The 25771-nt window shown below is 40.0% G+C and carries 20 protein-coding genes and 1 tRNA gene; 15 read left to right on the top strand and 6 right to left on the bottom strand.

Going from position 1 to position 25771, the window contains the following annotated elements:
• Positions 1-3: 3 nt before the first annotated feature.
• From rpmG to fusA, 12 genes are all read left to right on the top strand, one after another.
• Positions 4-174, top strand: a complete 171-nt coding sequence (gene rpmG, locus HDT10_RS08980; protein ID WP_290882529.1) for a 50S ribosomal protein L33 — start codon at positions 4-6, stop codon at positions 172-174.
• 27 nt (positions 175-201) lie between these two features.
• Positions 202-277 (top strand) — tRNA-Trp (locus HDT10_RS08975).
• 30 nt (positions 278-307) lie between these two features.
• The gene (secE, locus tag HDT10_RS08970) at positions 308-487 is read left to right on the top strand and encodes a preprotein translocase subunit SecE (protein WP_026944110.1); all 180 of its coding nucleotides are present in this window, start codon (positions 308-310) and stop codon (positions 485-487) included.
• A gap of 22 nt (positions 488-509) precedes the next feature.
• A complete protein-coding gene (gene nusG, locus HDT10_RS08965; protein WP_181881664.1) occupies positions 510-1034 on the top strand; it encodes a transcription termination/antitermination protein NusG in 525 nt (174 codons plus the stop codon).
• 22 nt (positions 1035-1056) lie between these two features.
• Positions 1057-1482, top strand: coding sequence for a 50S ribosomal protein L11 (gene rplK / locus HDT10_RS08960; RefSeq protein ID WP_006802142.1), 426 nt, complete (start codon positions 1057-1059; stop codon positions 1480-1482).
• A 23-nt stretch (positions 1483-1505) separates the two neighbouring features.
• On the top strand, positions 1506-2210 hold the full coding sequence (gene rplA, locus HDT10_RS08955) for a 50S ribosomal protein L1 (protein ID WP_290882514.1): 705 nt from the start codon (positions 1506-1508) through the stop codon (positions 2208-2210).
• A gap of 91 nt (positions 2211-2301) precedes the next feature.
• Positions 2302-2784 carry a 50S ribosomal protein L10 gene (gene rplJ / locus HDT10_RS08950; RefSeq protein ID WP_290882511.1) on the top strand — a complete coding sequence of 161 codons (483 nt, stop codon included), beginning with the start codon at positions 2302-2304 and terminating at the stop codon, positions 2782-2784.
• Between the two features lie 17 nt (positions 2785-2801).
• Complete coding sequence (gene rplL / locus HDT10_RS08945; RefSeq protein WP_290882508.1) at positions 2802-3176, top strand: 50S ribosomal protein L7/L12; 375 nt, start codon at positions 2802-2804, stop codon at positions 3174-3176.
• A 69-nt stretch (positions 3177-3245) separates the two neighbouring features.
• Positions 3246-11891 (top strand): DNA-directed RNA polymerase subunit beta/beta', encoded by an 8646-nt coding sequence (locus HDT10_RS08940; RefSeq protein ID WP_290882506.1) that lies wholly within the window; start codon positions 3246-3248, stop codon positions 11889-11891.
• Positions 11892-11996: 105 nt separating this feature from the next.
• Complete coding sequence (gene rpsL / locus HDT10_RS08935) at positions 11997-12389, top strand: 30S ribosomal protein S12 (protein ID WP_290882503.1); 393 nt, start codon at positions 11997-11999, stop codon at positions 12387-12389.
• Positions 12389-12856, top strand: coding sequence for a 30S ribosomal protein S7 (rpsG, locus tag HDT10_RS08930; RefSeq protein WP_290882500.1), 468 nt, complete (start codon positions 12389-12391; stop codon positions 12854-12856). Before rpsL ends, rpsG begins: the two co-directional genes overlap by 1 nt.
• A gap of 85 nt (positions 12857-12941) precedes the next feature.
• Positions 12942-15023, top strand: a complete 2082-nt coding sequence (fusA, locus tag HDT10_RS08925; protein WP_290882497.1) for an elongation factor G — start codon at positions 12942-12944, stop codon at positions 15021-15023.
• A gap of 94 nt (positions 15024-15117) precedes the next feature.
• Here the strand turns inward: fusA and galE are convergent, their stop codons facing one another.
• Positions 15118-16128 (bottom strand): UDP-glucose 4-epimerase GalE, encoded by a 1011-nt coding sequence (gene galE / locus HDT10_RS08920; RefSeq protein WP_290882496.1) that lies wholly within the window; start codon positions 16126-16128, stop codon positions 15118-15120.
• 145 nt (positions 16129-16273) lie between these two features.
• Between galE and glmS the strand changes: the two genes are divergently transcribed.
• On the top strand, positions 16274-18076 hold the full coding sequence (gene glmS / locus HDT10_RS08915) for a glutamine--fructose-6-phosphate transaminase (isomerizing) (RefSeq protein ID WP_290882493.1): 1803 nt from the start codon (positions 16274-16276) through the stop codon (positions 18074-18076).
• A 156-nt stretch (positions 18077-18232) separates the two neighbouring features.
• Here glmS and HDT10_RS08910 read toward each other — a convergent pair whose 3' ends face one another.
• The 4 genes from HDT10_RS08910 to yedE form a co-directional block, all read right to left on the bottom strand.
• The gene (locus tag HDT10_RS08910) at positions 18233-18457 is read right to left on the bottom strand and encodes a DUF3343 domain-containing protein (protein WP_290882491.1); all 225 of its coding nucleotides are present in this window, start codon (positions 18455-18457) and stop codon (positions 18233-18235) included.
• A complete protein-coding gene (locus HDT10_RS08905; RefSeq protein WP_290882489.1) occupies positions 18454-19638 on the bottom strand; it encodes an aminotransferase class V-fold PLP-dependent enzyme in 1185 nt (394 codons plus the stop codon). The genes HDT10_RS08910 and HDT10_RS08905 overlap by 4 nt, the downstream gene beginning before the upstream one ends.
• 117 nt (positions 19639-19755) lie before the next feature.
• The gene (locus HDT10_RS08900) at positions 19756-19968 is read right to left on the bottom strand and encodes a sulfurtransferase TusA family protein (RefSeq protein WP_290882487.1); all 213 of its coding nucleotides are present in this window, start codon (positions 19966-19968) and stop codon (positions 19756-19758) included.
• Between the two features lie 10 nt (positions 19969-19978).
• A complete protein-coding gene (gene yedE / locus HDT10_RS08895; protein WP_290882485.1) occupies positions 19979-21037 on the bottom strand; it encodes a YedE family putative selenium transporter in 1059 nt (352 codons plus the stop codon).
• A gap of 198 nt (positions 21038-21235) precedes the next feature.
• On the opposite strand from yedE, the gene HDT10_RS08890 reads away from it, so the two are divergent.
• Entirely contained in the window at positions 21236-21814 is a 579-nt protein-coding gene (locus tag HDT10_RS08890) for a cytochrome C (protein WP_290882482.1), read from the top strand.
• Positions 21811-24330, top strand: a complete 2520-nt coding sequence (locus HDT10_RS08885) for a molybdopterin guanine dinucleotide-containing S/N-oxide reductase (protein WP_290882480.1) — start codon at positions 21811-21813, stop codon at positions 24328-24330. Before HDT10_RS08890 ends, HDT10_RS08885 begins: the two co-directional genes overlap by 4 nt.
• 87 nt (positions 24331-24417) lie before the next feature.
• On the opposite strand, the gene HDT10_RS08880 is transcribed toward HDT10_RS08885, so the two are convergent.
• Complete coding sequence (locus HDT10_RS08880) at positions 24418-25743, bottom strand: sodium-dependent transporter (RefSeq protein ID WP_290882476.1); 1326 nt, start codon at positions 25741-25743, stop codon at positions 24418-24420.
• Positions 25744-25771: the final 28 nt, after the last annotated feature.

Here is a 25771-nt window from a genome sequence, read left to right as displayed (position 1 = left end):
ATTATGGCTAAAGGTAATCGTGTAAAAATCGGACTCAAATGCTCTGAATGCGGGGACATTAATTACAGCACTGTAAAAAATGCAAAAACCAAAACAGAAAAACTGGAGCTTAAAAAGTTCTGCCCAAGATTAAACAAACATACCATTCACAAAGAAGTGAAGTTAAAAAGCTAAGGGGCTTCCCTTAGCAATGTAAATTATAGGTCAGTAGCTCCAATGGTAGAGCGTCGGTCTCCAAAACCGAATGCTGGGGGTTCGAGTCCCTCCTGGCCTGCCATTTTTGGAATAAAGAGAGACAAACAAAGTAATGAAAAAACTGATTACCTATTATAGATTATCCAAAGAAGAACTATCCAAAGTTATCTTTCCTACAAAAGAACAAGTAAGAAATGCTTTTATTTCTGTCATTGTTGTTGTAACGGTTATTGCTCTATTTTTGGCATTGGTTGATTTCATTCTTGGTAGCTTTGTTTCAAGTATTTTATAATTAGTAGGATTTGTTTATGGCATTGTATTGGTATGCGATTCAAACATATTTTGGTAGCGAACAAGCTGTGAAACGTGGTATTGAGAATCTCGTCAAAGAACATCATTTAGAAGAAAGATTGACAGATATTGTTGTTCCAACAGAAGATATTATTGAAGTCAAAAACAATAAGAAAAAAATTAGCGAAAGAAGTCTTTATCCGGGATATGTTTTTATTAAAGTAGATCTTGACACTGCATTATGGCATACTATTCAATCCTTACCCAAAGTTAGTCGTTTTATCGGTGAGGCAAAAAAACCTACACCTTTGAGTGAAGCGGATATTAATCACATTATTGAAAAAGTGCAGAATCGCGCAGCTCCTAAACCAAAAATTATTTTTGAGGCAGGCGAGGTTGTCCGAATCATAGAAGGACCTTTTGCAAACTTCACAGGCACCGTAGAAGAATACGATATGGAACACAGAAAGTTAAAGCTTAATGTTTCAATCTTTGGTCGCAGCACTCCGATTGAAATACTTTATTCACAAGTGGAAAAAATAGTTTAACAACTAAAAACAAGGATAAGTTATGGCAAAAAAAATTATTGGCGAACTTAAGCTTCAAATTCCAGCTGGAAAAGCGAATCCCTCACCGCCCGTAGGACCAGCATTGGGTCAACGTGGTGTCAATATTATGGAATTCTGTAAAGCATTTAATGAAAAAACAAAAGATATGGGGAACTTTAATATTCCCGTAATTATTACGGTTTATCAAGATAAAAGTTTCACCTTTATCACCAAAAAACCACCTGTTACCGATTTGATTAAAAAAGCGGCAGGAATCCAAAAAGGTTCAGACAATCCTCTAAAAAATAAAGTGGGAAAACTTACAAAAGCACAAGTTTTAGATATTGTCAAAACAAAAATGGACGATTTGAATGCAAATACAGAAGAAGCAGCAATTAAAATTGTTGAGGGAAGTGCTCGTAGTATGGGCATTGAAGTTGTAGATTAAAAAGACGCGTTGGAGTATAAAATATGGCAAAAAAACTAACAAAAAGAATGCAAAATCTAATCAATAAGGTAGATTGCAAAAAAATATACGATATTACAACCGCTTCTGCAACAGTTAAATCTTTAGCATCGGCTAAGTTTGATGAAACAGTTGAGGTTGCGTTGAGTTTAGGAGTTGATCCAAGACATGCAGACCAAATGATTCGCGGTGCAGTCGTATTGCCTAATGGAACGGGCAAAAGCGTGCGTGTAGCGGTTTTTGCAAAAGGTGCTAAAGCCGATGAAGCAAAAGCGGCAGGGGCTGATGTTGTGGGAGATGAAGATTTGGCAGAGCAAATTAAAGGTGGAGATTTGAACTTTGATATGGTGATTGCAACACCAGATATGATGGCTCTTGTGGGTAAAGTAGGTAGAATACTAGGACCAAAAGGCTTGATGCCGAATCCTAAAACAGGCACTGTTACAATGGATATTTCCAAAGCAGTCAGCAACGCAAAAAGTGGGCAAGTTAATTATCGTGTGGATAAAAAGGGTATTGTGCATGCTCCTGTGGGTAAAGCAAGTTTTGAAGCGAAAAAACTTGAAGAAAACATTATTGCATTGGTAAAAAATATCAATAAGCAAAAACCTGCAAGTGCTAAAGGTAAGTATATTAAAAATGCGACAATCTCTTTAACTATGAGCCCATCTTTGACATTAGATGCTCAAGAATTAATGGATATGAAATAATTTATTCTTGTTTTTATCTTAGACTAATGACTATGGGGGCGAATGCTTAAAACTTACCCCATATAAGTCTTTCGTCTGAAAGGAGGTTGAAATGACAAAAGCAGAAAAGACTGCTCTAATTGAGAATCTTACTACCGAGTTTAAGGCTTCTAATGCCATTGCGGTTTGTGATTACAAAGGATTAACCGTCAAACAATTAGAAACTTTAAGAGCAAACGCAAGAGAACAAAAAGTGAAAGTTCAAGTCATCAAAAACACTCTTGCACTAATTGCGCTTAAAAACTTTGGAGTTGAGGGATTAGAGTTAAAAGAGAATAATATTTTTGCTTGGGGTGAAGACCAAATTTCACTCGCAAAAACAATTTGTAAATTCTCGGATTCTGTGGGTGGCAAGCTTGTAGTAAAATCAGGTTACTTTGAAGGCGAAATTGTAGATGCAAAACATATTGAAGCCGTTTCAAAATTGCCTTCCAAAGAAGAACTTATCGGTATGTTGTTGTCCGTTTGGACTGCTCCTGCTCGTTACTTTGTTACAGGGTTGGATAATTTGCGCAAACAAAAAGAAGCGGAATAAAATTTTAGGAGAAAATTATGGCAATTTCAAAAGAAGATGTATTAGAATATATCGGAAATCTTTCTGTTATGGAACTTTCAGAGCTTGTAAAAGCGTTTGAAGAAAAATTTGGTGTGTCTGCTGCTCCAACAGTTGTAGCCGGTGCAGTTGCAGGTGGTGGTGCAGCCGCTGCTGAAGAAAAGACTGAATTTGATGTTATCTTAACCAATAGTGGTGATAAGAAAATCAATGTAATTAAAGTCGTTCGTGAGGTAACAGGTCTTGGCTTGAAAGAAGCAAAAGATGCAGTAGAAAAAACTCCATTTACCGTTAAAGAGGGCATCAAAAAAGAAGACGCTGATGCAATCAAAGCTAAATTTGAAGAAGCAGGTGCTAAAGTCGATATTAAATAATTTTAGGGAGATTTTTTCTCCCTTTCATTTTTCTTCCAAAATTCTACATTGATATATGAGGTAATAAATATGCCAGTAAGTTTAAAATCCGGAAATAGATTAAGAGTTGATTTTACGAAAATCCCTCAAAATATTGCTGTTCCTAATTTGCTCCAATTACAAAGAAATAGTTACGATTCTTTTCTAATGGGGCAAGATAATGGCGATTCAGGGATTGAAAAGGTTTTTAAATCTATTTTCCCAATACACGATGCACAAAACAGAATCAGCCTTGAATACGCAGGTTGTGAGTATGGTAAGCCACGTTACACCGTTAGAGAGGCTATGGAGAGAGGTTTGACTTACTCAATTCCCTTAAAAATAAAAATCCGATTGGTGCTTTGGGAGAGAGATGAAAAGACAGGAGAGAAGCTAGGCGTCAAGGATATTAAAGAGCAAAGCATTTTTGTGCGCGAGATTCCATTGATGACTGACCGCACGAGTTTTATTATCAATGGCGTAGAACGTGTGGTTGTGAATCAGCTGCATAGAAGCCCGGGCGTTATTTTTAAAGAAGAGGAATCTACAAGCACTTCAAATAAGCTAGTTTATACAGGACAAATTATTCCCGATAGGGGTTCGTGGCTTTATTTTGAATATGACGCGAAAGATACCTTATTTGTACGTGTAAATAAACGTAGAAAAGTGCCTGTTACAATATTATTCCGCGCATTAGGTTATTCGCGTCAAGACATTTTGAAAATGTTTTATCCTCTTTTGAATATCAAATGCAAGGGCGGCAAATATTTGATTGCTTTTGACCCAGAGGAATTTGTAGGACGCGTAGAGTTTGACATTAAAGACTCTAAGGGAAATTTGATTATTGCAGCAGGGAAACGTTTAACAGCTAAAAAAGCCAAAGCACTCAAAGAAGAAAAACTCAATATGATTGAATATCCGTTAGAGATTCTAATGGAACGTTATTTGGCAGAACCCATTATAGATAAAGAAACAGGGGAAATCTTGTTTGATGCTTTAACCTTAATGGACGAAAGCAAGCTCAAAAAATTAGCAGAATTAAACATTAACGACTTTGTGATTGCCAATGATTTGGCGACAGGCGTAGATGCTTCTATCATTAATGCGTTTATTGCCGATGCGGAATCGCTAAAGCTTTTGAAACAAACTGAAAAGATTGATAATGAAAACGACTTGGCAACGATTCGTATTTATAAAGTTATGCGTCCGGGTGAGCCTGTTACCAAAGAAGCAGCGAAGCAGTTTGTGCAACAACTATTCTTTGACCCTGAGCGTTACGATTTAACGCGTGTTGGGCGAATGAAAATGAATCATAAACTAGATATTGGCGTGCCAGATTATGTTACCGTGCTAACACATGAAGATATTATCAAAACCGTGCGATACTTAATCCATGTTAAGAATGGACAAGGGCGCATTGACGATAGAGACCATTTAGGAAATCGTAGAATCCGCGCAATTGGGGAATTATTAGCAAATGAACTGCATATAGGTTTAGTTAAAATGCAAAAAGCCATTCGCGATAAACTCTCTACGATTAGCACAGGGTTAGAGGAATTAATGCCACACGATTTGGTAAATTCTAAAATGATAACAGGTGCGGTTTTAGAATTCTTTACAGGTGGGCAACTTTCACAATTTATGGACCAAACCAATCCACTTTCTGAAGTAACACACAAAAGAAGACTCTCTGCATTGGGTGAGGGTGGTTTGGTCAAAGAGCGAGCGGGATTTGAAGTGCGAGATGTGCATCCAACGCATTATGGTAGAATCTGTCCGATTGAGACACCAGAGGGACAAAATATCGGTTTGATTAATACGCTCTCAACTTACGCAAAAGTCAATGAGTTAGGATTCATTGAAGCACCTTATCGTAAGGTGGTAGATGGTAAAGTAACCGATGAAATTGTGTATTTGACAGCCACACAAGAAGAGGGAGCAGTGATTGCGCCAGCAAGCACAATCTTAACAAGCAATCAAACTATTAAAGAAGAAATGATTGAAGTCCGAAAAGATGGCGAAATTGCTCTAATGGAATCCAAGAAAGTAGATTTGATTGACTTAAGTCCTAGAATGGTTGTTGGAGTTGCAGCAAGTCTGATTCCGTTTTTAGAGCACGATGATGCAAACCGTGCTTTAATGGGTTCTAATATGCAACGTCAAGCAGTGCCACTTTTATGTCCAGATGCTCCATTGGTAGGCACAGGAATTGAAAAAATCGTCTCAAGAGATTCTTGGGAAGCAATCAAGGCTACACGTGCAGGAGTCGTAGAAAAAGTAGATTCTAAAAATATTTATATTTTAGGAGAAGATGAAAATGGTGCATTTATTGACCATTATTCTTTACAAAAAAACCTCCGCACCAATCAAAATACCTCGTTTTCTCAACGTCCAATCGTGAAAGCAGGAGATGAAGTCAAGGCGGGTCAAGTGATTGTAGATGGTCCGAATATGGACCAAGGCGAGTTGGCATTGGGCAAAAATATTCGTGTGGCTTTTATGCCGTGGAATGGATATAACTTTGAAGATGCGATTGTAGTGAGTGAAAAACTGATTCGTAACGATGCCTTTACTTCTATTCATATTTATGAAAAAGAAATTGAAGCAAGAGAGCTAAAGCACGGAGTGGAGGAAATTACAAGGGATATTCCAAATATTCGCGAAGAAGATTTGGCGCATCTTGATGAAAGCGGAATCGTAAAAATTGGAACTTATGTCAGCGGTGGAATGATTTTGGTAGGGAAAGCCTCCCCCAAAGGTGAGGTTAAGCCAACGCCTGAAGAGCGTTTGCTACGAGCGATTTTTGGCGAGAAAGCAGGGCATGTCGTCAATAAATCTCTTTATTGCCCTCCAAGCCTAGAGGGGACAGTGGTAGATGTCAAGATTTTTACTAAAAAGGGTTATGATAAAGATAGACGCGCCATTGTCGCTTATGAGGAGGAAAAAGCTCGTTTAGATTTGGAACATCACGATAAGCTTTTAATGCTTGATAGGGAAGAATCCTTGCGTATCAGCTCTATTCTCTCTAAAGAAAAGCTAACAAGTGCGGCAAAAGTAGGAGATAAAGAGTATAAAAAGGGTGGAGTGATTCCTAAGGCTGAATTAGAGAATATTAATCGTTTTGCTATGGGAACGCTCATTAAGAGTTACTCAAAAGAGATTCAAAACAAATACGATGCACTAAAAGCTAATTTTTTGGAACAGAAAAAGAATCTAAGCGAAGAGCACGAAGAAAAGCTTTCTATTATTGAGAAAGATGATATTTTGCCAAGTGGGGTAGTCAAGCTCGTTAAAATTTATGTCGCTACAAAACGCAAATTAAAAGTGGGTGATAAAATGGCGGGGCGACACGGAAACAAAGGGATTGTTTCCAATATTGTTCCAGAAGTAGATATGCCTTACACTAAAGATGGTCGCCCAGTTGAAATCGTCTTGAATCCTCTAGGTGTGCCTAGTCGTATGAATATCGGACAGATTTTAGAAGTGCATTTGGGATTGGTAGGCAAACAATTAGGCGAGCAAATTGCCGATATCTTTGAAGAAGAAAAAGGTAAATGGGCAAGCGAACTTAGGGCTAAAATGCAAGAAATTGCTGAAAATTCTGGAATGAAAAGCTCTAAGGCATTTTTAGAAAAATTAAGTGATGAAGAATTGTTGAGTTTCGCTAGAGATTGGAGCAAAGGCGTGAAATTCGCAACTCCTGTCTTTGAAGGTGTAAATGCGCAAGAATTTGAAAAACTCTTTAAACTCGCCAAAATTGACAATGATGGTAAAACAGAGCTTTACGATGGACGCACGGGCGAAAAAATGATGGAACGTGTCAATGTGGGTTATATGTATATGCTCAAACTCCACCACTTGGTTGATGAAAAAGTCCATGCGAGAAGCACGGGACCTTATAGTCTTGTAACACAACAACCTGTTGGAGGTAAGGCACTCTTTGGAGGGCAAAGATTCGGTGAAATGGAAGTTTGGGCTCTTGAAGCCTATGGTGCAGCCCATACACTCAAAGAAATGCTTACCATTAAGTCCGATGATGTAGAGGGGCGCGTAAAAGCCTATAAGGCAATTACAAGAGGCGAAGCAGTTAAGGAATCCGAGATTCCAGAAACTTTTTATGTTTTGACAAAAGAGCTCCAAAGCTTGGCGTTAGATGTGAATGTTTTTGCCAAAAACAAAGAGGGTGTAGATGAGGTGGTTACAATCAAAGAGGACGATAGACCAAGTGATTTTAATGCGTTCCAACTCTTGCTTGCAAGCCCAGAGAAGATTCGTAGTTGGAGTAATGGAGAAGTTAAAAAACCAGAAACCATTAATTATCGCACACTAAAACCCGAGCGAGATGGATTGTTTTGTGCTAAGATTTTTGGACCTGTAAGAGATTATGAATGTCTCTGCGGTAAATACAAAAAAATGCGCTACAAAGGAATCGTATGTGAAAAATGCGGTGTGGAAGTAACAAGCTCTAAAGTGCGCCGCTCACGTATGGGGCATATTGAGCTTGTAACGCCCGTAGCGCATATTTGGTATGTCAATTCTTTGCCAAGCAGAATCGGAACATTGCTTGGCGTGAAAATGAAAGATTTAGAGCGCGTATTGTATTATGAAGCCTATATTGTAAAAGAGCCGGGCGAAGCTTATTATGACAATGAGGGAACAAAGCCTGTCGCAAAATATGATGTGTTGAATGAAGAGCAATACCAGAGCCTTTCTCAACGTTTTGAGCATACAGGATTCATCGCACAAATGGGTGGCGAAGCAGTGAAAGATTTGCTTGAGGGAATTGATTTAGTAGATTTAATTCAAGAGTTAAAAGAAGCTATCAAAGCCACAAACTCTGAAGCCAAAAAGAAAACAATCATCAAGCGTCTCAAAGTTGTAGAAAGCTTCGTAGTCTCTGGTGGGCAGAATCGCCCAGAATGGATGATGCTAACCGTGTTGCCGGTGTTGCCTCCGGATTTGCGCCCATTGGTTGCTTTAGATGGCGGTAAATTTGCGGTGAGTGATGTTAATGACCTTTATCGCCGCGTTATTAACCGCAATCAACGTTTGAAACGATTGATTGAGCTAGACGCACCAGAGATTATCGTGCGCAATGAAAAACGTATGCTTCAAGAATCCGTAGATGCACTTTTTGATAATGGACGCAATGCGAATGCTGTTAAAGGTGCAAATAAACGCCCACTCAAATCATTGTCTGAAATTATTAAGGGTAAGCAAGGGCGATTCCGTCAAAACTTGCTTGGAAAGCGCGTAGATTTCTCCGGACGTTCTGTTATTGTCGTAGGACCAAACTTGCGTATGGACCAATGCGGATTGCCTAAAAATATGGCATTAGAGTTATTTAAGCCACATATTTTGGCAAAGTTAGAAGAAAAAGGCTATGCGACTACACTCAAACAAGCCAAGAAAATGATTGAGCAAAAAACCAATGAAGTGTGGGAAAGCCTGCAAGAAATCGTTATGAATTATCCGATTATGCTGAATCGTGCGCCGACTTTGCATAAACAATCCATTCAGGCATTCCACCCTAAATTGATTGATGGTAAGGCGATTCAGTTGCACCCATTGGTTTGTGCCGCTTTTAATGCGGATTTTGACGGAGACCAAATGGCGGTGCATGTGCCACTTTCTCAAGAGGCAATTACAGAGTGTAAGCTTTTGATGCTAAGCTCTATGAATATTCTTTTGCCTGCAAGTGGTAAGGCAGTTACCGTGCCTAGTCAAGATATGGTTTTGGGACTTTATTATCTTTCTTTGGCAAAAGACGATTCTAAGGGAGAACATAAACTCTTCTCCAATATTGACCAAATCCATATTGCCTTAGAAGCGGGGGTAGTGGAGGTAGGCTCTAAAGTGCGCGCATTTGTAGAAGATAGAATCATTAATACAACGATTGGTAGAATGATTCTGAAATCCATTTTGCCAGATTTTGTGCCTGTGCATTTGTGGAATAAAGTGTTGAAGAAAAAAGACATTGCGACCTTGATTGATTATGTTTATAAAGAGGGTGGAGTGGGAATTACCGCAAGCTTTTTAGATAATCTTAAAAATCTAGGATTTAAATATGCAACCAAAGCAGGAATCTCTATTTCCGCCGATGACATTATCGTGCCAAACAATAAGAATAAAGTCGTAGAGGGTGCGAAGAAAAAGGTTAAGGATATTCAAGCACAATTTGGAGCAGGCTTATTGACAGAACAAGAACGTTATAATAAGATTATTGACGTTTGGACAGACACCAACAATGCGTTGGGGAATGAGATGATGAAGTTAATTGAAAATGATAAGGCGGGCTTCAATTCTATCTATATGATGGCAGATTCTGGTGCTAGAGGTAGTGCGGGGCAAATTAGGCAACTCTCTGCTATGCGGGGACTTATGGCAAAACCTGATGGAACGATTATTGAAACACCGATTACTTCAAACTTCAAAGAGGGCTTGAATGTGTTGGAGTATTTTATCTCTACACACGGTGCGCGTAAAGGTTTGGCAGATACCGCTTTGAAAACTGCTAACGCCGGTTATTTGACAAGAAAGCTAATTGATGTGAGCCAAAATGTTAAAGTTGTAGCAGATGATTGCGGCACGAATGAGGGAATTGAGATTACAGATATTACTGTGGGGAGCGAACTCATTGAGCCATTAGAAGAAAGAATCTTCGGACGCGTGATTGCAGAGAATATCATTGACCCAATTACAAATGAAGTACTCATCAGTGAGGGCACAATGATTGATGAGGAAAAAGCACGCAAAGTAAAAGAAGCGGGAGTGAAATCTGTAATTATCCGCACACCTGTTACTTGTAAAGCCGAAAAGGGTGTTTGTGCGAAGTGTTATGGGCTAAACCTTGGAGAATCCAAGATTTCTAAAATCGGTGAGGCAGTCGGCGTGGTTGCCGCACAATCTATCGGTGAGCCCGGAACACAATTGACGCTAAGAACTTTCCACATTGGTGGAACAGCAAGCAGAAGTCAAGAGGAACACCAAGTCATTGCGGATAAAGAGGGCTTTATTCGTTACTATAATGTCAAGACTTATAAGAATCGCGAGGGCAAGACTATCGTTTCTAATAGAAGAAATGCCGCGATTTTGTTGGTAGAGCCAAAGATTAAAGCTCCTTTTGAGGGTGAATTAAAAGTAGATATAGTGCATGATGAAGTGATTGTTTCAGTCATTGGCGAGAAAGAAACTGCAAAATTTACACTAAGAAAGTCTGATGTTGCTAAACCCAATGAATTGGCTGGCGTTACAGGTAAGATTGAAGGGAAGTTTTATATCCCTTATCCTAGTGGGCATTATGTGCGCGATGAGGGGAGTATTGTAGATATTATCAAGGATAGTTGGAATATTCCTAACAGAATCTCTTATGCGAGTGATTTAAAGGTTGAGGATAACGCACCTATTACGCAAAAAATTTATGCAAGAGAAGAGGGTATCGTGAAGTATTATTACTTGCAAGGCGACCACCTAGAACGATACCGCGCACTCCAAAAGGGAGAAGAAATCACCGAAAAAGGTGTGTTTGCTGTGATTGCTGATGAATATGACCAAGAAGCCGCACGTCATTATATCGCAAGGGGTTCTATTATTGAGGTTCAAGACAATCAACAGGTGGAGAAAAATACTCTAATTGCCAAACCAAAGAGTGATGAACACATCGTTATTGCGGATTGGGACCCTTATTCTAACCCTATTATTTCTGAAGAAGCGGGAACGATTAAGTTTGAGGATATTATACCCGGACTCACCGTGTCAGAACAAACCGATGAATTAACAGGGCAAACAAGATTGGTTGTCAATGAATATATTGCAAGTGCGCACAAGCCAACACTTGTTCTATCTACGGCAAATGGTGGATTGATTCGTTATGCACTAGACCCCAAAACTGCTATTTTTGTCTCTGATGGTGCAAAAGTAGAAATGGCAGATATTTTGGCAAAAACGCCTAAAGCCCTTGTAAAATCAAAAGACATTACTGGAGGTTTGCCTAGGGTTTCTGAATTGTTTGAGGCAAGAAAACCTAAAGATCCAGCGGTATTAGCAGAAATTGACGGAATCGTAAGTTATGGTAAGTCTATTCGCGGCAAAGAAAGAATTATCCTCACAGCCAATGATGGTAGAAGCACAGAATATTTGATTGACAAATCCAAGCAAATTCTTGTGTATGAAGGGGAATTTGTCCATGCGGGTGAAGCTATTACAGAAGGTGTTGTCGCAAGTCAAGATATTTTGCGCATTGGTGGTGAAAAAGAACTTTATAAATATATTGTGAGCGAAGTGCAGCAAGTCTATCGCCGACAAGGGGTAAGCATTGCTGATAAACACATTGAAATCATTGTTTCACAAATGCTAAGACAAGTCAAAATTTATGATAGTGGAAACACGAAATTCATTGAGGGAGACTTGGTGAGCAAGCGACATTTTAAAGAAGAAAATGCACGCATTATTAAAATGGGTGGGATTCCAGCGATTGCTGAACCCGTGTTGTTAGGAATTACGCGTGCAGCAATCGGTAGTGATTCCGTGATTTCGGCGGCGTCATTCCAAGAAACCACTAAAGTGCTCACAGAGGCGAGTATTGCGGCAAAAATTGACCATTTAGAGGATTTGAAAGAAAATATCGTATTGGGTCGTATGATTCCGGTTGGAACAGGTATTTACAAAGGTAAGAGGGTAAAAATTAAAGAAAATTAAAGGTGAATTAAGGTTATTCAAACCTTAATTTAAGTAAGAATAAAGTGTGATTTGCTTATAATCCGCTTCATTTTCTCTATTAAATTATTTTAGGAAGGAAGACAAGTGCCAACTATTAATCAGTTGATTAGAAAAGAACGAAAGAAAGTTATCAAGAAATCAAAGTCTCCAGCTTTGGTAGTTTGCCCTCAAAGAAGAGGAGTTTGTACTCGTGTTTATACAACAACACCTAAAAAACCTAACTCCGCGTTAAGAAAAGTGGCAAAAGTCAGATTAACTAGCGGTTTTGAAGTCATTAGTTATATTCCCGGTGAAGGACATAATCTACAAGAACACTCTATCGTGCTCATTCGTGGCGGTAGGGTTAAAGACTTACCCGGTGTGAAATATCATATTATTCGGGGTGCATTGGATACCGCTGGAGTAGCTAAGCGCACCGTTTCACGTAGTAAATATGGGGCGAAAAAAGGTAAAGCAGACGCGGGAGGTAAAAAATAATGAGAAGAAGAAAAGCACCACAAAGAGAAGTATTGGGAGACCCAATCTATAATAACATTGTTGTAACAAAATTTATCAACAAAATGATGTATGATGGTAAAAAAAGTGTAGCAGAAAAGATTATCTATGCGACCTTTACAAAAATTGAAGAAAAAACCAAAGAAAAGGGAATCGAAACCTTTGAAAAAGCACTAGAAAAAGTTAAACCTTTGGTTGAAGTCAGAAGCAGACGCGTAGGGGGAGCGACTTATCAAGTTCCCGTAGAGGTTCGTCCTGCAAGACAGCAGTCTTTATCCATTCGCTGGTTATTGGATTCTGCAAGAAAAAGAAATGAGCGCACAATGATTGATAGATTGGCAAATGAGCTCATTGATGCTGCCAATGAACGTGGCGCAGCATTTAAGAAAAAAGAAGATGTGCATAAAATGGCAGAAGCAAACAAAGCTTTTGCACACTATCGCTGGTAATCATTATGTTTTTAAGGGATTTTCTCAATTCCTTAAAACTCTACAAAATCTCAAATCTCAAATTATCTTTGCATAAGGATTAAAAATGGCAAGAAAAACCCCCTTAAATAAAATTAGAAATATTGGTATCGCGGCACACATTGATGCAGGTAAAACAACGACTTCAGAAAGAATCTTATTTTATACAGGCGTGAGTCATAAGATTGGTGAAGTGCATGATGGCGCGGCAACAATGGACTGGATGGAACAAGAAAGAGAGCGTGGAATCACAATTACTTCTGCGGCAACTACTTGTTTTTGGAAAGATTATCAAATTAACTTAATTGACACCCCCGGACACGTGGATTTTACGATTGAAGTAGAACGTTCTATGCGTGTCCTTGATGGTGCAGTCGCGGTATTTTGTTCAGTAGGTGGAGTGCAACCTCAAAGCGAAACCGTTTGGCGTCAAGCAAACAAATATGGTGTGCCTAGAATTGTGTTTGTCAATAAAATGGATAGAATCGGCGCAAACTTCTATAATGTAGAATCCCAAATTGCCACAAGGTTAAAGGCTAAGCCCGTGCCACTCGTGATTCCAATTGGTGCAGAGGATAATTTCAAAGGGGTTGTAGATTTAATCACAATGAAAGCAATTGTTTGGAATGACGAATCTATGGGAGCAAAGTATGATATTGAGGACATTCCAGCAGAGTTGGTAGAAAAAGCAGAAGAATATCGTGAAAAATTGCTAGAATCTGTGGCGGAACAAGACGAAGCGACAATGGAAAAATATTTAGGTGGGGAGACATTAAGCATTGAAGAAATCAAAGCAGGAATCAAAAAGGGTTGTCTTGCAATGGAAATTATCCCTATGCTTTGTGGTTCAAGCTTCAAAAACAAAGGTGTGCAAACTTTGCTTGATGCCGTAGTAGAGTATCTACCAGCCCCAACGGAAGTTGCAGATATTCGTGGAGTAGATCCAAGAGATGAAGAAAAAGAAGTGTTTGTCAAATCAACTGATAATGGCGAGTTTGCGGGCTTGGCATTTAAGATTATGACAGACCCATTTGTAGGACAATTAACTTTCGTACGTGTCTATCGCGGTAGTTTGGAATCAGGAAGCTATGTCCTTAACTCCACTAAAGGCAAAAAAGAACGTGTAGGAAGATTGCTCAAAATGCACTCTAACAAACGCGAAGATATTAAAGAAGTCTATGCGGGTGAAATTTGCGCGTTTGTAGGCTTGAAAGAAACCCTCACAGGAGATACACTTTGTTCAGAAAAAGAGCCTGTTGTCTTGGAGAGAATGGAATTCCCAGACCCTGTTATTTCTATTGCTGTTGAGCCAAAAACTAAAGCAGACCAAGAAAAAATGGCTCTAGCTCTTGCAAAACTTGCAGAAGAAGACCCAAGCTTCAGGGTGCATACCGATGAAGAATCAGGACAAACTATCATCTCTGGTATGGGCGAATTACACCTAGAAATCATTGTGGATAGATTAAAGAGAGAATTTAAGGTAGAAGCAGAAGTTGGGCAACCTCAAGTTGCTTTCCGCGAAACGATTCGTCAGAGTGTGGAGCAAGAATGCAAATATGCAAAACAATCTGGTGGGCGCGGGCAATATGGACATGTCTTTATCAAGCTTGAACCTCAAGAGCCGGGCAAAGGTTATGAATTTGTCAATAATATTAGTGGGGGCGTGATTCCTAAAGAATATATCCCAGCTGTTGATAAAGGGATTCAAGAAGCAATGCAAAATGGTGTTTTAGCAGGTTATCCTGTGGTAGATTTCAAAGTTACATTGTTTGATGGTAGTTATCACGATGTGGATTCTTCTGAAATGGCATTTAAAATCGCGGGTTCTATGGCATTTAAAGACGCTTGTCGCAAGGCGGGTGCAGTTTTATTAGAGCCAATGATGAAAGTAGAAGTAGAAGTGCCCGAAGAATATATGGGTGATGTGATTGGAGATTTGAACCGCAGAAGAGGACAAATCAATTCTATGGACGATAGAATGGGCTTAAAAATTGTGAATGCGTTTGTGCCATTGGCTGAAATGTTTGGTTATTCTACGGATTTGCGTTCGGCAACTCAAGGACGTGGAACTTACACAATGGAATTTGACCACTATGGAGAAGTTCCAAGCAATATCTCCAAAGAAATTATGGAGAAAAGAAACGGTTAATGCCGCTTCTTTTTGCTTTATTTTAGCTACACAAATTTCTAATTAATCTTTAAAGACCACCTTAGTTATCAAACTTAAAAAGAGAGGAGCAATACTACAACTTCTCTTCCCAAAAATACGCGCTTTTGCAAATGGTTTCAAGCTGATTAAATTGAGGTTGCCATTGTGTTTTTGCTAAAATCTTATGATTATCGCTCACGAGTATGCTAGGGTCTCCCTCGCGCCTACTTGCAGATTCTACGACAAAATCCTTTCCACTGACTTTTTTAACGCACTCAATGACTTCTTTGACGCTAAATCCCTTGCCATAGCCTACATTGTAAATTTCTGAAGTTTGCGATTCTAAAAGAGCCTTTAAAGCCCAGAAATGCGCACTCGCTAAATCGTCAATATGGATATAATCCCGAATGCAAGTGCCATCGTGAGTTTCATAATCACACCCAAAAATTTGCATTTTTGCCCGCTTGTTTGTCGCGCATTCGCAGGCAACTTTGATTAAATGTGTAGCGTTTTTTGTCCTCTGCCCTAAAGAACCTTGTTTGTCCATTAATGCACCTGCGACATTAAAATATCGTAGAATCACGCTTTTGAAGTTTGGATTCGCCACTTCTAAGGAATGCAAAATTTTCTCAATCATTAGTTTGGATTCTCCATAAGGGTTGATTGGACTAGGTGTAGCGGATTCTTGAATCGGAGTGTGTTCCTTTGGCTCGCCATAGACCGCAGCTGTGGAGCTAAAAAGAAATTGATTAATGTTAAGCTTTTGTGCAATCTGTAAGAGATTCGTAGTATTTGCAACATTGTTTTGAAAATATTTTAAAGGATTTTGCACAGATTCTTGCACAATTAAACTTGCGGCAAAGTGAATAATTGCGTGATAATTGTAGCGACTAAGTGCGTTTTCTAAGGCGATAGAATCGTCCAAGTCGCCTTGCACAAATTCTACTCTGTTAGGAAAAGTATGGATAAGAAATTCTACATTTTTCTTAAATCCACTGCATAAATTATCAAAAATTACGATTTTGCATTGACTGTTTTTCAAGAAATAATAAGCCGTATGTGAGCCGATATAACCTGCCGCACCTGTGAAAAAATAAGTTTCCATTTCTATCTCCTTGTATGGATTGCTTTGTTGATGACAAATTGATAATTTATAATCATTTTATCACAAAGTTAATATAAATTCAGTTTATTTACTATTTCTTTACATATTTTATGCCACAATAAAAATTATTTATAGGAGCAAATCAATGTGTGGAATTATCGGTTATATTGGCAATGATGAGAAAAAATCTATTTTATTGAATGGCTTAAAGGAGTTAGAATATCGCGGTTATGATTCTGCCGGCATTTCGGTGTTAAGCCATAACGAGTTAAGCACATTTAAAGCAGTGGGAAAATTAGTCAATTTAGAACGTAAATGCGAGGGATTCCATTCTAGTGGATTTGGTGTGGGCATAGGGCATACGCGTTGGGCGACACACGGGAAACCAACGGAAGTGAATGCGCACCCACATTTTGGAAAGTTTAGCAATGTCGTGCATAATGGAATCATTGAGAATTACCAAAGCATTAGAGAGGCTTTGCAAAAACAAGGGCGCACATTCATTTCTCAAACCGATACAGAAGTGATTGTGCATTTGTTTGAATCGCATTTAGAGGATACTCAAGACACATTGGCGGCATTTAAGCGCACGATTTCTCAACTCAAAGGTGCGTATGCGATTCTACTTATTACACAAAAGTCTCCCCACACGATTTATTATGCGAAAAATGGCTCCCCTTTGATTATTGGTAGAGGAGAGGACGCGTTGGGCAAGGAGGCGATTTATTTTGCTTCCTCTGACGCTCCGCTTATCGGGCTTGCAAAGGAAGTGTGTTATTTAGAAGATGGTGCAATGGGGGCGATAGAGGTAGGAGGATTCCACACATTACCTAATCCAAAGCCATTAAGTGGAGACAAACTCTCTGCACAGAAAGACGGCTTTACATTTTTTATGGAAAAGGAAATTTACGAACAACATAAAGTCTTGCTAGAAACGATGATGGGGCGCGTGAATGAGGATTCCTTTAGCCTAGAGGAATTGAACGGATTGGATTTAAGCAGTGTGGAATCTCTCACGCTTTGCGCTTGTGGCACGAGTTACCACGCAGCGATTGCGGGAAGTTATTTGCTAGAGCGGATAGCAAAACTCAAGACAAAGGTAGAAATTGCAAGCGAATTTCGTTATAGAAAGCCTATTTTGCATTCCAAAGAACTTTTCATTGTAATCTCCCAAAGTGGCGAGACAGCGGATACCTTGGAGGCTTTGAAGCTAGCAAAAAAGAGCGGATTAAAGACGCTTGGAATCTGTAATGTGGATAATAGCTCTATTGTGCGTGAGAGTGATTTTAATTTGCTCACGCGTGCGGGAATTGAAAAGGGTGTCGCAAGTACCAAAGCCTTTGCCACGCAAGTAATGGTGCTTTGGATTCTTGCAAATTTCATCGCGCAAAAATTTGGAATCCTAAATAAAGAAAGTATCAAGCAAGAAACGCAAACAATGCTAGAGGCAGTGCGTGCAACCAAGGTAGATAAAAAGACACACGAGCATATCAGGCGATTATCTAAACGATATTTGCACGGACACGGATTCTTTTTCATCGGGCGGGATATTTTCTATCCTCTAGCCCTTGAGGGTGCGCTGAAGCTCAAAGAGATTAGCTATTTGCACGCAGAGGGGTATCCCAGTGGCGAGATGAAGCACGGACCTATTGCGTTGGCGGATTTGGGATTGTTTTGTGTCGCCCTTATGCCACAGAATCTTTTGTATGACAAAATCAAAAGTAATGTGGAGGAATTGAGTGCGCGCGATGCGATGATTTGCTCTTTAAGTGCTGAATATTATGAGGGCTGCGATGATTGGATAAAGATTCCACAATATTCGCATTATATGGTGGAATTTTTTGCGATGATGGTAGTCTTACAAATTTTTGCATTAGAAGTTGCAGTGCGATTGGGCAATGATGTGGATATGCCAAGAAACTTAGCAAAAAGCGTAACGGTGGAGTAAAGCAAAATTTTTATTTTTCCTAAATCATTGCGAGCAAGTTTTTAAACTTGCAGGGCAAGCTAGATGAAAGAATCTTGCTTTTGAATCTATCCTCTTGCATACGAAAATTTATAATAGAATCTTTGATTTTACAAGCGAAATTGCGCAAGGACGCATTTAGATTCTTTTGATTTCATACTCAATCTTTTGCTCTCCAAGTGCGTTGGAAATTTTATCAAATTTTGCTTCATTTTCTACCTCAAAATACACCGCGATTCCACAATCGCTTGAAAATTCGCGTGGCGTTGGCACGAGTTTGACATTCATTTGCAAATCTTTCAAGATTGCCTCACTCTCAAATGCGCTAGAAGTCGTGAATACGAGGATATAGCCCTTAATCATTTGGAATCTCTTGTTGCGATTTTTCGGAGTGCTTCAATAACAAATTCTATTTCTGCACTCGTATTAAACACGCCCGGACTTAAGCGAATCGTGCCTCCTCTCTCAAAACTCCCAAGACTTCTGTGGCTTGAGGGTGAGCAGTGCAAACCTACGCGCACGCAGATTCCAAATTCTCTATCCAAAATCTCCCCCACACTTGAAAGCGTTTGGTTGCACACATCAATAGACAATGTCCCGCCACTGCGTCCTTGCGTGTGATAAATCTTGAGGTTTGGGATTCCGCTTAGCCCCTCTAGCAGTTGTTGGCGCAAGGATAATTCGTGCGCACAAATCCTCGCAACTCCTTGTGTCTTAATCCATTCTAAACCTGCCTTTAAGCCTGCGATTCCGTGCATATTGGGTGTGCCACTCTCAAACCTATCGGGCAGAAATTCAGGCTGAATCTCCGCCTCACTCAAGCTTCCTGTGCCACCAAAAACAAGAGGTGTAATTCTTTGAATATCAAAGTAATCTGCAACCACCAATGCCCCCACTCCCATTGGTGAGAGCAAGCCTTTGTGCGCACTTAAGGCGAGAAAATCCACTTGTTGCATTACAGATTCCATTTCTACGCAGCCGACACTTTGCGCACCATCTAGTAAGAAAGCGACTTGGTGCGCCCTCGCAAGTGTGCTTAAATCCTCTAGCGGAATCATTGCGCCGCTAACATTATTGATATGCGCACACACCAAAAGCTTCGCGCCTTTAAGCATTTCTTTGGCAGCTGCCAAGTCAAGCGTGTGCGTAGGATTGCAAGGAATCTCTCTTATCTCTAGCCCCAAACGCTCCTTTAACGCATTGAGTGGGCGTTTAATCGCATTATGTTCCATTTGTGTAACAACCACGATGTCTTTTTCTTTTAAAAATCCTTGCAAAAGCATATTAATCGCCATTGTGGCATTGAGTGTGAAAAGGACGCGTTTGCAATCTTTTAAGCCCACCAAATCAGCGAGAGCCTTGCGCGTCTGATAGAGGATTCTACCGGATTCTATGGAGAGAGAGTGCCCGCTTCTCCCCGCACTCGCACCAATATTTTCCAAAAACTCACTCACTGCTTCTTTGACTCCGGGGGCTTTAGGAAAAGTGGTTGCGGCATTATCCAAATAAATGTGATTTTTAAGGTTTTGGGCTAGTGATTGCATTTTGGGATTCCTTGTGGATTGGATTAAAATAAGCAAAGATGACACGAATCTTGAATCTTGCCTATTATTGCGAGTTTCACAATAATAAAAATAGCAAGATTCTGTATTTAGAAGGATTTAGGATTTTTTTAAGATAAATTCCAAGTCCTCATCATTCTGTGTTTCGCTTAGCACATTATATCCACTATTTTTGGCGAGGCGGCGAATGTTATCGCTACTCGCACCACAGCTACAAAGCACTTTGATTTCGCTTTCTCCTCTATCCAAAAGAGGCTTTAAGTTTAGCACAGGTTCGGGGCAGCTAAGCCCACGCACATCAAGTTCTACCATTCAATACTCCTTATCGTTTTTCTCTCGCAAAGACTGCGACAAGCAAGCAGAAAACAAAGCCCGCTAAGACTGCCATAGGTGCGTTTGCTCCGATTCCAGCAGGCGAGCTAGCAAGTCCGAAGTTATGTGCAAATGCCGCACCTACAAGAAGCCCAAGCACAAACACTGCCGCATCCCCGTCTCCTTCGCCACTAAGGATAATTTGTCGTCCCGGACAACCTCCCGCTAATGTAAATGCGATTCCAGCTAATGCCATACCCAAGAAATTCCAAAGTGTGTCGTTATGCGCAATGGGTTGTCCGCTAAATCCGGGATTAAAGAATCCTAATGCAAGATTCGTAATAAACCCAGCAACGACTAAAGCAATTACACCTTGTAAAATATGTGTATCTTTTGTTAAAATCGTATCACGCACGGCGGCAATCATACAAAAACGACTTTTTTGGAAGATAACGCCTAAAAATAATCCAGCAACAAGCGAAATGATTAAAGGCGCGTGCATTGAGCCCGGACCTTTGGCAGAAAATTTAATCGGTGTATTTTCCCCCATAAGTCCCCAAAAAAGAAGCCCAAGCAATCCTAATGCAAAGAGTGGAAACACGAGCCCTACAATCTTGCTAGCAGGGCGATTGCGTCCAAGTGAGAATCCGCGTTTGAGGAAAAAGATTCCAATGAGGATTCCAAAGATTAATCCAAACACGCCCGCAATCGCCGTCCAATCTCCTGCGCTTAGTCTTAGCCACATTCTCCAAGGACAACCCAAAAAGACTAATGCGCCAATCATTGCGAAGATTCCAAGCATAAATCGCACAATCGGCGCGCTTCCTGCGCGTGGGCGAAATTCTCTAAAGATTAAAGACGCAAGCAATGCACCTAAAATCAATCCAATCACTTCGGGGCGAATGTATTGCACAATGCCCGCTTGATGTAGATTTAATGCCCCTGCAATGTCGCGCGTAAAGCACGCCGCACACATACCCATATTGCCCGGATTCCCTAAAGACACCAAAATAGGCGCGAGAACTCCAAGCGCAATTCCTGCCAAAATAGGCCAAATTGCCAATTTCATAAAAAACTCCTAAAAAGATTAAATGACAGCTAAAGAAAGTAGATAGAGAAGAGCTGTTTGCTTAATCCTTAAGCCTAAAGGTTAAATTATAGTAGAACTTTACTTAAAAATTACAAATTTTTTTAAAAGGGATATATTTGAATCTATCTAGCGGAAAGTTATATACTTTTAAGATTTTACAATCTAAAAGGAGGTGGAATGAAAAAAATAATGTTGCTGTGTTTAGCGATTATCTCGCTTTTGCATAGCAAAGAGGACTTTTATAGCGAGGAAGTGTTGTCGCTCTATCTTGATAAAGGGACAAAGGCAGTAGGTAGGCTGTTGCCAACGAATCCATTTCAAATTCTCAAGCAAGAGGGAGATTGGGTAAAGATTCGTATCAGTGGTTATAACAATCCGCAAGCCCCCTTTGCAATTTATTTTAACGATTCTCAAAGGATTATGGTTGCGGCTTTTTCTAAAGATACTCCTTTGCATTTTACACAAAGGGTTGCGGGCAAGGGAGGAAAATGGGATTTGGTAAGTCTTGAAGTTTGGACAGAAAAAAAGGATTTCGCTAAGGATAATCAAGAAATGTTCCTTAAGGCAAAGAATCTTTTTGAACAAAATTGTGGAATCTGTCACGCACTTCACAAAGAACAAGAGTTTGGCGTCAATCAATGGCAATCCACTTTTCGCTCAATGGTTAGCAGGACAGGCATTGACAAAAAAGACCATTGGCTTGTTATTGAATATTTACAAAAAAATGCAAAAGATTTCAAAGGAGGCATTAAATGAGTTTAGGTAGAAGAAGATTTTTGAAACTAGGAGCGGGGTTAAGTGCTTTGCCATTAATTCCTAATATGAGTTTTAGTAAAGAACCACCAAAGAATATGGTAGATTCCGGATTGGTGCAAAATGGTAAGGTGCTGACTGCTGCGCATTGGGGCGTTTTGAATCTAACAATCAAAAATGGAAAAATCACGAAAAGTGAGCCTTACGATAAAATCACTAAAACAGATAATCCGCTATGGTATCATACTGCGGATATGGTTTATAAATCACGCGTCAAATATCCTTATGTGCGCAAAAGCTATTTAGAGAATCCAGACAATCCCAAACCCCATTTAAGAGGCAAGGAAGAATTCGTGCGCGTAAGCTACGAGGAAGCAATCAAGCTTATTGCAAAAGAGCTTAAAAAAACAAGAGCAAAAAGTGGTACTCAAGGAATCTTTGGTGGAAGCTATGGTTGGAAATCTAGCGGGAATATGCAAAATTGCAGAATCTTATTGCACAGATTCTTAAATGTAACTGGAGGTTTTGTAGGTGTAAGTGGAGATTATTCCACCGGTGCTTCACAAGTGATTATGCCTTATGTGGTTGGCTCTTTAGAAGTCTATGAGCAGCAAACTTCTTGGGAAAACCTTTTGAAACATTCCAAGCAAGTGGTGATTTGGGGGGCAGACCCAATCACGACATTAAGAATCTCTTGGACGGCAAACGAACAAAAAGGAATGGAATATTTTGAGAAATTGCAAAAGAGCAAAATTAAAGTGATTTGTATTGACCCAATCAAAACAGAGACTGCGAAGTTCTTAAATGCAGAGTGGATTGCGCCTAGACCAAATACTGATGTCGCGATGATGCTTGGAATGGCAAGCCATTTAATCGCTACAAATAAAGTGAATTATGAATTTTTGGAAAATTATACAATTGGGTTTGAGCAATTTAGGGAGTATTTAGAGGGCAAGCAAGATGGCATTAAAAAAGACGCGAAATGGGCGAGTGCGATTTGTGGAATCCCTGAAAATGTGATTCAATCTCTAGCCGAAAGATTTTATGATAATCCGACAATGATTATGAGCGGTTGGGGAATGCAGAGAGCACACCACGGAGAGCAGCCGCATTGGATGTTAGTAACATTGTGCGGAATGTTGGGGCAAATTGGCACAAAAGGCGGAGGATTCGGCTTGAGCTATCATTATAGCGGGGGTGGCGTGCCAACTTGTAAGGGAGGCGTGATTGGTGGAATCAGCGCAGGTCCTGTTGGGATTTGGAAAAATGGAAAATTCGTAGGATTGCCCAAAGCAGGAGCGGCACAAGGAGGAGCGGAATGGTTGCAAAATACCGCAAGCTATTCTTTTCCTCTCGCAAGAATCGCAGATGCACTTCTAAATCCGGGCAAAAAGATAGACCATAATGGACAGAAAATCACTTATCCAAAGATAGACTTTATTTATTGGGTTGGAGGGAATCCTCTGGTGCATCACCAAGATACCAATACCAATGTCCAAGCGTGGCGCAAACCAAGAACGATTGTTGTCAATGAAATCTATTGGACGCCCACAGCAAAAATGGCAGATATTGTAATGCCTGCGACAAGCTCGTATGAAAGAGATGATTTGACAATGGCGGGGGATTATTCCAATCTACAAATTGTGCCAATGAAACAAGCGGTAGAGCCTGTGGGTGAAAGTCGCGATGATTATGTGATTTTTGCGGATTTGTGCAAGGAATATGGCGAGGAAGTCTATAACGCTTATACAGAGAATGGTAAGAATGCAAAAGATTTCATTAAAGAATATTACGAAAGTGCATTGCAACAAACAAAATCCTATGGAGAAGAGTTTGCGACTCCAATGCCTAGCTTTGAGGAATTTTGGGCAAAAAATAAGCCGATTACTTTTATTCCTACGCTAGAGAGTGAAGATTATGTGCGATTTAGCGACTTTTTAGAAGACCCGATTCTGAATGCACTAGGCACAGAATCAGGCAAAATTGAAATTTATTCTCGCACGATTGCAAAATATAAATACGAGGATTGTAAGGCGCACCCTATGTGGTTTGAACCAATTGAATGGTTGGGAAATGCAACCAAAGAAGCACCATTCCATTTGCTTACTAATCACCCCGCAGGCAGATTGCATTCACAAATGTGTCATACCGCTTTGCGTGAAAGTTATGCGGTTAAAGGGAGAGAGCCGATTTTGATTAACACCCAAGATGCGAAGAATTTAGGAATCAAAAATGGCGATGTGGTACGTGTTTTTAACAAAAGAGGCGAAGTCTTAGCGGGGGCTGTGGTGAGCAATGATATTTTGCAAGGTGTTGTGCGCCTTTGTGAAGGGGGTTGGTATGACCCTGACGCGAACGGATTGTGCAAATACGGAAACGCCAATGTCCTCACACTAGATTTACCTACTTCAAAACTAGCCAATGGCAATATCGCGCATACCGGCTTGGTTAATATTGAAAAATACACAGGCACATTGCCTGAAGTTACTGCATTTAGCGAACCAAAAATCATTAGCTAAATGCAATGTGGAATCCTTAAGGATTCCACATTTTAAGAGATTTTGGGGCTTGCAACGCGAGCCAATTTTTAATTTTGTGAATTACAATTAGATGAGGTTAATCATCGCCGCAAGGATTCCAATCGGTGCGATGAAACGAATCACAAAATACCAACCCTTGAAATAGATTCCTGTTAATCTCCCCTCCAACATAGCATAAACGCGTTCTTTTGGTAGAAGCCAACCCATATAAAGACACATAAAAACACCCGCCAATGGCAACATAAAGGAACTTGTGAGATAAACAAACCAATCAAAAAGATTTTTTCCAAAGAAAGTTAAGTCTGTTGCAAAAAGAGTTGTATTGCTAAGTAGTGCGATAATACCTAGCAGATAGGCACTCAAAACGCTAATGAGGTTTGCAAGATGACGTTTCATAGAAAAACGTTCTATCAAATAACTATTGAGAGGCTCAAGCATAGAGACGGCTGAAGTAATGCCGGCGAAAATTAAAGAAACGAAAAACAAAAACGCAATCACTTGTCCTGCTGTGCCCATATTGGCAAAGATGAGCGGCAAGGAGATGAAGACTAGCCCAACGCCCTCGGTTGGTTCTGCGCCATAACCAAAAATAAAGGTAAAAATCACTAAACCCGCCACCAAACAAAAGACAAAGTTAAGCAGGGCAATCACCACTGCAAAGCGGACGAAATTTCCCTCTTTGGGCATAGAATTAGAATAGACTAGAATCACGCCTACACCCAGAGAAAGCGAGAAAAAGGCTTGCCCCATTGCGCGGATAATGACTTCGGAATTGATTTTTTCAAAGTTTGGGCTAAACAAAAACTTAAAAGATTCCATAAAAGCGTCTTGAGCCATAGAATAAACAAGCAAGCCTAAAAAGATGAATAAAAGCAAGGGCATTAGAATTAAGTTTAGCTTCTCAATTCCCGCTTTAACTCCACGATTGAGGACATAAGCACAGAGTGCGACGACGATAAAATGCCAGAGCATTTGCCACCCAATTTGACTACTGATAAACCCCCCCCACAAGTTTTGTGTAGCTTCTAAAGTCTTTGGTAATCCAATGACGCTTAAGAACATATAATGTACCAACCAGCCTAAAACAACGACATAAAAGGCAAAGATGAGGACGCCAGAAATCACCATAAATCCGCCATATTTTAAGAATTTCAGATTCTTAGGGGCAAATTCCTCAAAGGTGCTTACGCTATTTTGTCCGCTTGTGCGCCCAAAGAGCATTTCCACGATAAATACACTCACGCCAAAGAACAAAAACGCAAGCACAAAAACAAGAACAAATGCAAATCCTCCATTTTGTCCCACCAAATAAGGGAATCCCCAGATTCCACCAAGTCCAATCGCACTGCCAGCAGTGGATAATACATATCCCGCTTTGGAAAATCTTGTCATCAAACTCACCTAAAATGTTTCGCGTATC

Origin of the sequence: Helicobacter sp., from assembly GCF_014799995.1 — a bacterium.
In the GTDB taxonomy this organism is placed as follows: domain Bacteria; phylum Campylobacterota; class Campylobacteria; order Campylobacterales; family Helicobacteraceae; genus Helicobacter_D.
Note: the sequence above shows the minus strand (reverse complement) of the source record. Positions and strands in the feature narration are given on the sequence as shown.

What these genes read in the sequence shown, in the direction of transcription:
- HDT10_RS08885 (WP_290882480.1), top strand. Translation starts at nt 21,811, where the DNA reads ATGAGTTTAGGTAGAAGAAGATTTTTGAAACTAGGAGCGGGGTTAAGT.
- fusA (WP_290882497.1), top strand. Translation starts at nt 12,942, where the DNA reads ATGGCAAGAAAAACCCCCTTAAATAAAATTAGAAATATTGGTATCGCG.
- rpsG (WP_290882500.1), top strand. Translation starts at nt 12,389, where the DNA reads ATGAGAAGAAGAAAAGCACCACAAAGAGAAGTATTGGGAGACCCAATC.
- HDT10_RS08905 (WP_290882489.1), bottom strand. Translation starts at nt 19,638, where the DNA reads ATGCAATCACTAGCCCAAAACCTTAAAAATCACATTTATTTGGATAAT.
- HDT10_RS08940 (WP_290882506.1), top strand. Translation starts at nt 3,246, where the DNA reads ATGCCAGTAAGTTTAAAATCCGGAAATAGATTAAGAGTTGATTTTACG.
- HDT10_RS08880 (WP_290882476.1), bottom strand. Translation starts at nt 25,743, where the DNA reads ATGACAAGATTTTCCAAAGCGGGATATGTATTATCCACTGCTGGCAGT.
- rplK (WP_006802142.1), top strand. Translation starts at nt 1,057, where the DNA reads ATGGCAAAAAAAATTATTGGCGAACTTAAGCTTCAAATTCCAGCTGGA.
- HDT10_RS08910 (WP_290882491.1), bottom strand. Translation starts at nt 18,457, where the DNA reads ATGATTAAGGGCTATATCCTCGTATTCACGACTTCTAGCGCATTTGAG.
- rplJ (WP_290882511.1), top strand. Translation starts at nt 2,302, where the DNA reads ATGACAAAAGCAGAAAAGACTGCTCTAATTGAGAATCTTACTACCGAG.
- rplA (WP_290882514.1), top strand. Translation starts at nt 1,506, where the DNA reads ATGGCAAAAAAACTAACAAAAAGAATGCAAAATCTAATCAATAAGGTA.
- rpmG (WP_290882529.1), top strand. Translation starts at nt 4, where the DNA reads ATGGCTAAAGGTAATCGTGTAAAAATCGGACTCAAATGCTCTGAATGC.
- yedE (WP_290882485.1), bottom strand. Translation starts at nt 21,037, where the DNA reads ATGAAATTGGCAATTTGGCCTATTTTGGCAGGAATTGCGCTTGGAGTT.
- HDT10_RS08900 (WP_290882487.1), bottom strand. Translation starts at nt 19,968, where the DNA reads ATGGTAGAACTTGATGTGCGTGGGCTTAGCTGCCCCGAACCTGTGCTA.
- HDT10_RS08890 (WP_290882482.1), top strand. Translation starts at nt 21,236, where the DNA reads ATGAAAAAAATAATGTTGCTGTGTTTAGCGATTATCTCGCTTTTGCAT.
- glmS (WP_290882493.1), top strand. Translation starts at nt 16,274, where the DNA reads ATGTGTGGAATTATCGGTTATATTGGCAATGATGAGAAAAAATCTATT.
- rplL (WP_290882508.1), top strand. Translation starts at nt 2,802, where the DNA reads ATGGCAATTTCAAAAGAAGATGTATTAGAATATATCGGAAATCTTTCT.
- galE (WP_290882496.1), bottom strand. Translation starts at nt 16,128, where the DNA reads ATGGAAACTTATTTTTTCACAGGTGCGGCAGGTTATATCGGCTCACAT.
- secE (WP_026944110.1), top strand. Translation starts at nt 308, where the DNA reads ATGAAAAAACTGATTACCTATTATAGATTATCCAAAGAAGAACTATCC.